Below are 11002 nucleotides of genomic sequence, written 5' to 3'. Positions count from 1 at the left end.
CCCTCGATAGGAGCGCAAGGAATGTCCTCACTGCTACGCGCCGCTGCACTAGGGCTGGTACTGGCCGGCATTGCCGGCTGTACCTCCAAACCGGTGCTCAACCCCTCGGAACAATTGGCTGCTGCCACCCCTTACACCCAGCAGCAGGTCCAGCAGGCGATCCTCAAGGCCATCGTCGAGCGTGGCTGGACGGCCCGGTCGGTCGGCGCTTCGGTCATTCAGGCTGACATCACCGTGCGCAATACCTTCTACGCCGCCGTGGACATCCACTACAGCGCCAGCCAGTTCCGCATCGATTATCGCGACAGCCGCGAACTGGGGTATGACGGCGGCAAGATCCACCGTAACTACAACCGCTGGGTCTACAACCTGGACCGCAGCATCGTGCGCCAGCTCAACGCACTGTCCGCCGATCAGCTTCTGCAACGCAGCAACGCCTCATCCAACCACTGACCAAGGAAGAACCCGATGCGCTTGAAAACCCTGACCGCCGCTACCGCCCTGCTGCTGGCTGCCCTGCCCGGCCTGAGCCAGGCCCGCGACACGGCGTTGTACCTGCCGTTCGAAAAGGTGGTGCAGCAGATGCTTGCCGAGAAGAAGCTCGATGGCTCGGTCAAATTCTACCTGGCCGGCGTAAAGCCGCGCGGCAAGGTCACCGTGATCAGCCCTAACTCGGTCACCAACAAGAAAACCAACGCCTTCAACAAGAGTGACGAGGCTGCCTGCGAGTGGGCCCTGCAGTCCGCGTTGCTGACCTTGCAGGACGCTGCCCGCAAGGCCAACGCCAATGCGGTGACGAACATCGCCAGCTACTACAAGCGCAACGAACGCAAGGACGCTTCCACTTACGAATGCCACGCCGGTGCAGTGATTGCCGGTGTTGCACTCAAGGGTGACCTGGCCCGCGTCAACTGATGATCCGCTCTGCTCACCGGTCAGGTTTCACCCCTGAACCTGCCCGGTGAGCAGCTCGGCAAACGCCTGAGCCATCGCTGACCTGCGGGACTGGCGCTGTACCAGCCAGACCGCCGAGGTGGCCTGCTCGTCCAGCAAGGTGCGGTACACCACGCCCTCAATGCGCATGCGCTGATAGGACGCCGGCAGCACCGACACCCCAAGCCCCGCCGACACCAGGCCGATGATGGTCATGGCCTCCCCTGCCTCCTGCGCAAAGTGGGGACTGAAACCCGCCTGGCGCGCCAGCTCCAGTAACTGCGCGTACAAACCACTGCCGTAGCTACGCGGAAAGAACACGAAGGGCTCGTGGGCCAACGCTGCCAGGTGCACACCCTGTTCGGCGCCGTTGGCCAGCGCATGAGAGGCGTTGATCACTGCCACCAAGGGCTCACGAAACAGCTCGGTCGCCACCAGGCCGTCTGCCAGCGGCATGGGCCGCATTAGCCCCACTTCGATGGACTCGTCGAATACGCCCTGCGCCACTTCGCGGCTGCTCATTTCCATGAGGTTCAGGTGCACGGCAGGAAAGCGCTGCCGGAATGCATGAATCGCCTTGGGAATTTTGGAGGTGAACGGTGCCGAGGAGGTGAAGCCGATCTTCATCTCACCCAGTTCCCCCAACTGTGCGCGCCGGGCGACATCGGCGGCCTTTTCGACCTGCGCCAACACCTGGCGAGCCTCTTCCAGAAACAGTCGCCCGGCCTCGCTGAGCTCGACACGGCGGTTGGTCCGCTCGAACAGCCGCGCCCCGAGTTCTTGCTCGAGCGCCAGAATCTGCTGGCTAAGCGGCGGCTGCGAAATGCCCAGGTGCTGAGCCGCCCGGCCGAAGTGCAATTCTTCGGCAACCGCGACGAAATAGCGTAAATGGCGCAGCTCCATCACCCACCCCTCATAGGTCGTGAAACGTCTTAATTAGGTCGAACAATATATTGGACCTAATTATTAGCCAGCTATATGATTTTTTCACTGCCTCTGAGGTACTTGCCTGTGAAAACCGCTGTAGCCCTTGTAGCGACCAAACCCGAACCCGAGCCCATGACCTCGAACGACGCCTGGATCGAAAAAGGCACGCCGGCCTTCATGAGAACGGTGCTGGCGCTGTTCAGCGGCGGCTTCGCTACCTTTGCCCTGCTTTACTGCGTCCAACCGATGATGCCCTTGCTGTCGAAGGAGTTCGGCATCAACGCTGCACAGAGCAGCCTGGTGCTTTCGGTTTCGACCGGCATGCTGGCGCTCGGTCTGCTGGTCACAGGCCCGATTTCCGACCGCATCGGCCGCAAGCCGGTAATGGTGGCGGCGCTGGGCTGCGCGGCCTTGTCCACGATAGCCAGCGCGGTGATGCCGACCTGGGAGCTGGTCCTGGCAACCCGGGCACTGGTCGGGTTGTCGTTGAGCGGGCTGGCGGCGGTGGCCATGACCTACCTCAGTGAAGAAATCCACCCACAGCACATCGGCCTGGCCATGGGCCTGTACATCGGCGGCAATGCCATCGGCGGCATGTGCGGACGCCTGATCACTGGCGTGCTGATCGATTTCGTCAGCTGGCACGCGGCACTGCTCACCTTGGGAAGCCTGGCGTTGCTGGCGGCGATCGTGTTCTGGAAGGCATTGCCCGAGTCGCGCAACTTCCAGCCCCAGACCCTGAACCCACGCACGCTGGTCAACGGGTTCCTCATGCACTTCAAGGACGCCGGCTTGCCCTGGCTGTTCCTCGAAGCCTTCCTGCTCATGGGCGCCTTCGTCACTCTGTTCAACTACATCGGCTACCGCTTGCTGGCCGAGCCTTATCACATGAACCAAGCCCTGGTGGGTTTGCTGTCGGTCGTCTACCTGTCCGGCATCTACAGTTCGGCCCAGGTGGGCGCACTGGCTGACAGGCTGGGGCGGCGCAAGGTGTTCTGGGCCAGCATCGTGGTCATGGGCGGCGGCTTGCTCATGACCCTGACCCAGCCGCTGTCACTGATCATCCTGGGCATGCTCGTCTTCACCTTCGGCTTCTTCGGGGCTCACTCGGTGGCCAGCAGCTGGATCGGGCGCCGGGCGCTGAAAGCCAAGGGCCAGGCCTCTTCGCTGTATCTGTTCTGCTATTACGCCGGTTCAAGCGTGGCGGGCACGGCGGGCGGGGTGTTCTGGCATCATTGGGGCTGGAATGGTATTGGCCTGTTCATTGGGAGCTTGCTGGCGGTGGCCCTGATGGTGGCGTTGCGCCTGAGCACCTTGGCGCCAAAGGCCGCCTGAAGGCTGGGGGCAGGCCGGTTCACGGCGCGGCGGACTCGCCAAGAACCGGCCTGCCTGCGACAGGAGTGCTGGATCAGTTGATGATCTCGACACGGTCCACGTCCACCTCGCGGCTCATCAAGTGTTTCTCGACTTCACCAGTGAGCTTGACCTTGGTCTTGTCATTGAATGGCGTGGCTGGCAGGTCCTCGTCATCGATCTCGACCGTGATGGTGCCGGTGCTGTCCTTGAATTCGTATTTGTCATCGTTGTCGAGCTTGCGGGTTACGTAGCCCTGCAAGACCACCGGGGTATCGTCTGCGGCCTCGCTGGCAGCGGCCACGGTGGAAATCGACTGCGCGCCAGGGCCGGTGTAGCCACCTGAAGCCAATGCAGCGGTGCTGAACAGGGGGGCAAGGATCAGGGCAAGATAGCGTGCTTTCATGGGGGCGGGTCCTACCTGTGTTGGAGTAGGACCAGCCTAGCGAGCACCGCTGAATTGAAACTTAATGCGACAGCCTTGCTGCATTCAGCCCCAGTCGGGCCATGCAGCGTAATGCGCTGTCACAACCGGTTCACTGGTGATACTGCGCCGACAGCTCGTGCACGGCATTGATGAAGGCGCCCGCGTTTTCAGGGTCGACCTCCGGCGTGATGCCGTGGCCCAGGTTGAACACATGGCCGCTGCCATGGCCGTAGCTGGCCAGGATGCGCGCCACTTCCGCACGAATGGCCTGCGGCCGGGCATACAGGACGGTCGGGTCCATATTGCCCTGCAAGGCGACCTTGTCACCTACCCGGCGACGGGCATCGCCGATGTCGCAGGTCCAGTCCAGCCCCAGGGCATCGGCCCCGGCATCGGCAATGCTTTCCAGCCACAGGCCACCGTTCTTGGTGAACAGGATGACGGGGACTTTGCGCCCGTCATGTTCGCGAATCAGGCCGCTGACGATTCTGCGCATATAGGCCAGGGAGAATTCCTGATAGGCCGCCGACGACAGGTTGCCGCCCCAGGTATCGAAGATCTGCACGGCCTGGGCTCCGGCCAGGATCTGCCCATTGAGGTACGTGGTTACCGACTGCGCCAGTTTGTCCAGCAACAGGTGCAGTGCCTGTGGGTTGTCGTAGGCCATGGCCTTGGTCTTGCGGAAATCCTTGGAGGAGCCGCCTTCGACCATGTAGGTGGCCAGGGTCCAGGGGCTGCCGGAGAAGCCGATCAGAGGCACGCGGCCATTGAGTTCGCGGCGGATGGTACTGACCGCGTCCATCACATAGCCCAGGTCTTTCTGCGCGTCGGGAACAGGCAGCGCCTCGATGTCGGCCGGGGTGCTGACCACCTTCCGAAAACGCGGACCTTCACCGGTTTCGAAATACAGGCCCAGGCCCATGGCGTCCGGGATGGTGAGGATGTCCGAGAACAGGATCGCCGCATCCAGCGGGTAACGGTCCAGCGGCTGCAGGGTCACTTCGCAGGCGAACTGCGGGTTCTTGCACAGGCTCATGAAGTCGCCGGCCTTGGCGCGGCTGGCGCGGTACTCCGGAAGATAGCGGCCGGCCTGGCGCATCATCCATACCGGGGTGACGTCAACGGGTTGCTTGAGCAGAGCACGCAGGAAACGGTCGTTCTTCAGGGCAGTCATGTCGGCATCCGGAAAAATAGTGGGGGCATTTTCTCAGACACCGACACAAAAGGCACGGTCGGGGCCATGCGTTTTGTTTTTTGCGTGCTTCAGGTCAAGCATTCCTGGGCAAGCCCGGGCGTCTGCCCCAGGCAAATGAGGCCGCCCAGCGACCCCACCTTACCTGCCAGGGCGCTTAGACTTCCAGGTAGTCCAGAATGCCTTCTGCAGCGGTACGCCCTTCGAAAATCGCGGTCACGACCAGGTCCGACCCGCGCACCATGTCGCCACCGGCGAACACTTTTGGGTTGCTGGTCTGATGCTTGAACCTGCTCTTCTCCGGCGCCACGACACGGCCCTGGCTGTCGAGCTGGATATCGTGCTGCTCGAACCAGGAGGCGGGGCTGGGGCGGAAGCCGAACGCGATCACCACCGCATCGGCCGGCAGGATCTCTTCAGAACCCGGGATTGGCTCCGGGCTGCGGCGCCCGCGCGCATCAGGCTCGCCCAGACGGGTCTCGACCACCTTCACGCCCTCCACCTTGTCCTCGCCAACGATGGCGATGGGCTGGCGGTTGTAGAGGAACTTCACCCCTTCTTCCTTGGCGTTCTTCACTTCCTTGCGCGAACCCGGCATGTTGGCTTCGTCGCGGCGGTAGGCACAGGTCACCGTCTGGGCACCCTGGCGAATCGAGGTACGGTTGCAGTCCATGGCCGTGTCGCCACCGCCCAGGACCACGACTTTCTTGCCCTTCATGTCGACGAAATCTTCAGGCGACTTCTCGAAGCCCAGGTTGCGGTTGACGTTGGCGATCAGGAAATCGAGGGCATCGTGCACCCCTGGCAGGTCTTCGCCAGGGAAGCCGCCTTTCATGTAGGTATAGGTACCCATACCCATGAAGACCGCGTCGTACTCGGCCAGCAACTGTTCCATGGTCACGTCCGTGCCCACGTCAGTGTTGAGGCGGAACTCGATACCCATGCCGGTGAAGACTTCGCGGCGATTGCTGAGCACGCTCTTTTCGAGCTTGAACTCAGGGATACCGAAGGTCAGCAAGCCGCCGATTTCAGGATTCTTGTCGAACACCACGGGCGTCACGCCAGCGCGCACCAGCACGTCTGCGCAGCCCAGACCAGCCGGGCCGGCACCGATGATGGCCACGCGCTTGCCGGTAGGCTTGACCCTGGACATGTCCGGGCGCCAGCCCATGGCGAAGGCCGTGTCGGTGATGTACTTCTCCACCGAGCCGATGGTCACGGCGCCGAAACCGTCGTTCAGGGTGCAGGCGCCTTCACACAGACGGTCCTGTGGGCATACGCGCCCACAGACTTCGGGCAAGGTGTTGGTCTGGTGCGACAGCTCGGCGGCCGCCAGGATGTTGCCCTCGGACACCAGCTTCAACCAGTTGGGGATGAAGTTGTGCACAGGGCACTTCCACTCGCAATACGGGTTACCGCAGCCCAGGCAACGGTGCGCCTGTTCAACGGACTGCTGCGGCTTGAAGGGTTCGTAGATTTCCACGAACTCTTTCTTGCGCTGGCGCAGCAATTTTTTCTTCGGGTCCTTGCGGCCCACTTCGATGAACTGGAAGTCGTTGTTCAGACGTTCAGCCATTTTTCAAAACCTCTTAACAGCAGCCGCACGCTACACGCTGCAAGCCGCAAGACGATCACTTGAGCCGGGCAAACCCTGGGCTGCTCCGGTCGAGCGCCCAGGGTTGGTCACGTGCAGCTGTTTACTGCGGGTTGGCGCGGGTGCTGGACAGCAGTTGCTTGAGGTTGGCGGCCTTGGGCTTGACCAACCAGAAACGTCGTACGTAGTCGTCCAGGTTTTCGGAGAGCTCGCGCCCCCACTCGCTGCCGGTTTCATCCACATACTCGGCAAGAACCCGCGCCAGGTGGCTGCGGTAAGCCTCCATCGCTTCACCACTGATGCGCTGGATTTCCACCAGTTCGTGGTTGAGCTTGTCGACGAAGCTGTTGTCCATGTCGAGCACGTAGGCGAAGCCGCCCGTCATGCCAGAGCCGAAGTTGTAACCGGTCTTGCCCAGGACGCAGACGAAGCCGCCGGTCATGTACTCACAGCAGTGATCACCAGTGCCCTCTACCACGGCGTGGGCACCAGAGTTGCGAACAGCGAAGCGCTCGCCCGCCGTACCGGCAGCGAACAGCCTGCCACCGGTGGCGCCGTACAGGCAGGTGTTGCCGACGATTGCGCTGTGCTGGGTTTCGAACGGGCTGCCGGCCGGCGGCACGATGGTGACCTTGCCACCGGTCATGCCTTTACCGACGTAGTCGTTGGCATCACCCTCGAGGTACAGGTTCAGGCCACCGGCGTTCCAGACGCCGAAGCTCTGGCCTGCGGTGCCTTTGAAACGGAACGTGATCGGCGTACCGGCCATGCCCTGGTTGCCGTACAACCGCGCGATCTCACCGGACACACGCGCACCGATGGAACGGTCGCAGTTGCAGATGTCGAGCGCGAACTCGCCACCGGCCTGGTCACGCACCGCCGGCATGGCCATTTCGACCATCTTCTCGGCAAGCTCGCCCTTGTCGAAAGGCGGGTTCCTGTCCACCTCACAGAACTGCGGCTTGTCGGCCGCAATGTGCGAGCTGCCCAACAGCGGGGTCAGGTCCAGGTGGTGCTGACGCTCGGTGTCGCCCGGCAGCACTTCGAGCAGGTCGGTGCGCCCGATCAGCTCCCCAAGGCTGCGTACGCCTAGCCTTGCCAGCCACTCACGGGTTTCCTCGGCAACGAAGGTAAAGAAGTTGACGACCATGTCGACCGTGCCGATGTAGTGATCCTTGCGCAGCTTGTCGTTCTGGGTAGCCACGCCGGTTGCGCAGTTGTTCAGGTGACAGATACGCAGGTACTTGCAACCCAGCGCGATCATTGGCGCAGTGCCGAAGCCGAAGCTCTCGGCCCCCAGGATGGCCGCCTTGATGACGTCCAGGCCGGTTTTCAGGCCGCCGTCGGTCTGCACCCGCACCTTGCCGCGTAAATCGTTGCCACGCAGGGTCTGATGAGTCTCGGCCAGGCCCAGTTCCCATGGCGCGCCCGCATACTTGATCGAGGTCAGTGGCGACGCACCCGTGCCGCCGTCGTAGCCCGAGATGGTGATGAGGTCGGCATAGGCCTTGGCCACGCCAGCGGCGATGGTACCGACACCCGCCTCGGCCACCAGCTTGACCGAAACCAGCGCCTGCGGATTGACCTGCTTGAGGTCATAGATCAGCTGCGCCAAGTCTTCAATCGAGTAGATGTCGTGGTGCGGTGGAGGCGAGATCAGCGTCACGCCCGGTACGGCGTAGCGCAGCTTGGCGATCAGGCCGTTGACCTTGCCGCCGGGCAGCTGACCGCCCTCGCCGGGCTTGGCGCCCTGGGCCACCTTGATCTGCAAGACTTCGGCATTGACCAGGTATTCAGGGGTCACGCCAAAGCGGCCGGTTGCCACCTGCTTGATCTTGGAACTCTTGAGGGTGCCATAGCGCGCCGGGTCTTCTCCGCCTTCGCCGGAGTTGGAGCGCGCGCCCAGGCGGTTCATCGCCTCGGCCAAGGCTTCGTGAGCTTCTGGAGACAGCGCACCCAGCGAGATACCGGCAGAGTCGAAGCGCTTGAGGATGGCGTCGAGCGGTTCGATCTGCTCCAGCGGCAACGGCTGGTCAGCCACTTTGACCTTCAACAGGTCGCGGATCATCGACACCGGGCGCTGGTCGACCAGTGTGGTGTATTCCTTGAACTTGGCGAAGTCGCCCTGCTGCACGGCGGCCTGCAGGGTGTTGACCACGTCGGGGTTGTAGGCGTGGTATTCGCCACCATGGACGAACTTCAGCAAGCCACCTTGCTGAATCGGCTTGCGTACGCTCCAGGCCTCGGCAGCCAACAGCTTCTGGTCACTTTCCAGATCGACGAAGCGCGCACCCTTGATACGGCTCGACACACCCTTGAAGCTCAGCCCGACCACTTCCTCGGCAAGACCGATGGCTTCGAACAACTGAGCGCCCCGGTAGGAGGCGACCGTGGAGATGCCCATCTTCGACAGGATCTTGAGCAGGCCTTTGGAGATGCCCTTGCGGTAGTACTTGAACACCTCGTCCAGATCGCCCAGCACTTCGCCAGTGCGGATCAGGTCGGCCAGCACTTCATAGGCCAGGTACGGGTACACCGCCGAAGCCCCGAAGCCCAGCAGCACGGCGAAGTGGTGCGGGTCACGGGCGGTGGCGGTTTCCACCAGGATGTTGCTGTCGCAACGCAGGCCTTGCTCGGTCAAGCGGTGATGCACTGCACCTACGGCCAGCGAAGCATGTACCGGCAGCTTGCCAGGGGCGATGTGGCGGTCGCTGAGTACCAGTTGCGTCTTGCCCGCGCGCACGGCTTCTTCTGCCTGGTCGGCGATGTTGCGGATAGCCGCTTCCAGCCCAACGGCCTCTTCGTAGTTCAGGTCGATCAGCTGGCGCTCGAAGCCGTCACGCTCCAGGTTCATCAGCGAGCGCCACTTGGCCGGCGAGATGACGGGCGAGCTCAGGATGACGCGCGAGGCATGCTCCGGCGACTCCTGGAAAATGTTGCGCTCGGCGCCCAGGCAGATCTCAAGCGACATCACGATCGCTTCGCGCAGCGGGTCGATCGGCGGGTTGGTGACCTGGGCGAACTGCTGGCGGAAGAAATCGTATGGCGAGCGCACGCGCTGCGACAGCACGGCCATCGGCGTGTCGTCCCCCATCGAACCGACCGCTTCCTGGCCCTGCTCACCCAAGGGGCGCAGCACTTGGTCACGCTCCTCGAAAGTGACCTGGAACATCTTCATGTACTGCTTGAGCTGGTCAGCGTCGTAGCTGGCCACACCCTGGTCGTCGGTCAGGGTCGCCTGAATCCGCGTGGCGTGCTGACGCAGCCAGCGCTTGTACGGGTGGCGGGACTTGAGACGGTCATCGATGGCATCGGTGTCGAGGATCTGTCCGGTTTCGGTGTCCACCGCCAGGATCTGCCCGGGTCCGACGCGGCCTTTGGCCAGTACTTCATCGGGCTGATAGCCCCACACCCCGATTTCCGAGGCAATGGTGATGTAGCCGTTGGTGGTGGTGACCCAACGCGCCGGACGCAGCCCATTGCGATCGAGCAGGCACACTGCGTGGCGACCTTCGGTCATCACGATGCCGGCCGGGCCGTCCCAGGGTTCCATGTGCATGGAGTTGTATTCATAGAAGGCGCGCAGGTCGGCATCCATGGTCTCGACGTTCTGCCAGGCTGGCGGCACCAGCATGCGCACGCCACGGAACAGATCGATACCGCCGGTCACCATCAGTTCGAGCATGTTGTCCATGCTCGACGAGTCTGAGCCGACGCGGTTGACCAGCGGGCCTAGCTCCTCGAGATCGGGGATCTGGTCATTGGCGAACTTGGTACGCCGGGCCATGGCCCAGTTGCGGTTACCTGTGATGGTATTGATTTCGCCGTTATGGGCAAGGAAGCGGAAGGGCTGCGCCAGCGGCCACTTCGGCAGGGTGTTGGTGGAGAAGCGCTGGTGGAACACGCAAATCGCGGTTTGCAGGCGCTCGTCGCTCAGGTCCGGGTAAAACGCAGCCAGGTCCCGCGGCATCATCAAGCCTTTGTAGATGATGGTCTTGTGCGAGAAGCTGCAAATGTAGTGGTCGGCGTCATGGGCATTGGCTACCGACGAACGGCGGCGGGCGCTGAACAGCTTGATGGCCAATTCCTGGTCGCTCAGGCCGTCGCCGCCGATGAACACCTGCTCGATTTGCGGCAAGCGTTCCAGGGCCAGGCGACCCAGCACGCTGGTGTCGATCGGCACCTTGCGCCAGCCCACCAGTTGCAGGCCGGCCGCGCGGATTTCACGGTCCATGTTGGCGCGGGCCGCTTCTGCCTTTATCGGATCCTGGTTGAAGAACACCATGCCGACGGCGTACTGCCTGGGCAGTTCGACGGCAAAATGTTCCTGGGCCATGGCACGCAGGAACTGATCGGGCTTCTGCATCAACAGCCCGCAACCGTCGCCGGTCTTGCCGTCGGCGTTGATACCGCCGCGGTGCGTCATGCAGGTCAATGCCTGCATGGCGGTTTGCAGAAGGTGGTGGCTGGGCTCGCCCGTCATATGGGCGATCAGGCCGAAACCACAGTTGTCCTTGAATTCTTCGGGATGGTACAGACCTGTTTTCATAGACACATTCTCACCAGGTTCACCCCT

8 protein-coding genes are annotated in these 11002 nt (G+C 62.6%); 3 read left to right on the top strand and 5 right to left on the bottom strand.

Annotation, left to right across the window (positions count from 1 at the left end; translation table 11 throughout):
- Positions 1 to 21 precede the first annotated feature (21 nt).
- Complete coding sequence (locus tag PFU01S_RS01745; RefSeq protein ID WP_027913519.1) at positions 22 to 453, top strand: hypothetical protein; 432 nt, start codon at positions 22 to 24, stop codon at positions 451 to 453.
- 15 nt (positions 454 to 468) lie between these two features.
- Positions 469 to 915, top strand: coding sequence for a hypothetical protein (locus PFU01S_RS01740; protein WP_027913518.1), 447 nt, complete (start codon positions 469 to 471; stop codon positions 913 to 915).
- A 27-nt stretch (positions 916 to 942) separates the two neighbouring features.
- Here the strand turns inward: PFU01S_RS01740 and PFU01S_RS01735 are convergent, their stop codons facing one another.
- Complete coding sequence (locus PFU01S_RS01735; protein WP_027913517.1) at positions 943 to 1836, bottom strand: LysR family transcriptional regulator; 894 nt, start codon at positions 1834 to 1836, stop codon at positions 943 to 945.
- Positions 1837 to 1992: 156 nt separating this feature from the next.
- Between PFU01S_RS01735 and PFU01S_RS01730 the strand changes: the two genes are divergently transcribed.
- Complete coding sequence (locus PFU01S_RS01730) at positions 1993 to 3195, top strand: MFS transporter (RefSeq protein WP_372237577.1); 1203 nt, start codon at positions 1993 to 1995, stop codon at positions 3193 to 3195.
- Between the two features lie 73 nt (positions 3196 to 3268).
- Here PFU01S_RS01730 and PFU01S_RS01725 read toward each other — a convergent pair whose 3' ends face one another.
- The 4 genes from PFU01S_RS01725 to gltB form a co-directional block, all read right to left on the bottom strand.
- Positions 3269 to 3619 carry a YgiW/YdeI family stress tolerance OB fold protein gene (locus PFU01S_RS01725; protein WP_023532560.1) on the bottom strand — a complete coding sequence of 117 codons (351 nt, stop codon included), beginning with the start codon at positions 3617 to 3619 and terminating at the stop codon, positions 3269 to 3271.
- Positions 3620 to 3749: 130 nt separating this feature from the next.
- On the bottom strand, positions 3750 to 4814 hold the full coding sequence (gene hemE / locus PFU01S_RS01720; protein ID WP_027913515.1) for a uroporphyrinogen decarboxylase: 1065 nt from the start codon (positions 4812 to 4814) through the stop codon (positions 3750 to 3752).
- A gap of 175 nt (positions 4815 to 4989) precedes the next feature.
- Positions 4990 to 6408 (bottom strand): FAD-dependent oxidoreductase, encoded by a 1419-nt coding sequence (locus PFU01S_RS01715; protein ID WP_028686680.1) that lies wholly within the window; start codon positions 6406 to 6408, stop codon positions 4990 to 4992.
- 121 nt (positions 6409 to 6529) lie between these two features.
- Entirely contained in the window at positions 6530 to 10975 is a 4446-nt protein-coding gene (gene gltB / locus PFU01S_RS01710) for a glutamate synthase large subunit (protein WP_027913513.1), read from the bottom strand.
- Positions 10976 to 11002: the final 27 nt, after the last annotated feature.

It is taken from the genome of Pseudomonas fulva NBRC 16637 = DSM 17717, from assembly GCF_000730565.1.
In the GTDB taxonomy this organism is placed as follows: Bacteria; Pseudomonadota; Gammaproteobacteria; order Pseudomonadales; family Pseudomonadaceae; genus Aquipseudomonas; species Aquipseudomonas fulva.
Note: the sequence above shows the minus strand (reverse complement) of the source record. Positions and strands in the feature narration are given on the sequence as shown.

What these genes read in the sequence shown, in the direction of transcription:
- gltB (WP_027913513.1), bottom strand. Translation starts at nt 10,975, where the DNA reads ATGAAAACAGGTCTGTACCATCCCGAAGAATTCAAGGACAACTGTGGT.
- PFU01S_RS01745 (WP_027913519.1), top strand. Translation starts at nt 22, where the DNA reads ATGTCCTCACTGCTACGCGCCGCTGCACTAGGGCTGGTACTGGCCGGC.
- PFU01S_RS01730 (WP_372237577.1), top strand. Translation starts at nt 1,993, where the DNA reads ATGACCTCGAACGACGCCTGGATCGAAAAAGGCACGCCGGCCTTCATG.
- PFU01S_RS01735 (WP_027913517.1), bottom strand. Translation starts at nt 1,836, where the DNA reads ATGGAGCTGCGCCATTTACGCTATTTCGTCGCGGTTGCCGAAGAATTG.
- hemE (WP_027913515.1), bottom strand. Translation starts at nt 4,814, where the DNA reads ATGACTGCCCTGAAGAACGACCGTTTCCTGCGTGCTCTGCTCAAGCAA.
- PFU01S_RS01715 (WP_028686680.1), bottom strand. Translation starts at nt 6,408, where the DNA reads ATGGCTGAACGTCTGAACAACGACTTCCAGTTCATCGAAGTGGGCCGC.
- PFU01S_RS01725 (WP_023532560.1), bottom strand. Translation starts at nt 3,619, where the DNA reads ATGAAAGCACGCTATCTTGCCCTGATCCTTGCCCCCCTGTTCAGCACC.
- PFU01S_RS01740 (WP_027913518.1), top strand. Translation starts at nt 469, where the DNA reads ATGCGCTTGAAAACCCTGACCGCCGCTACCGCCCTGCTGCTGGCTGCC.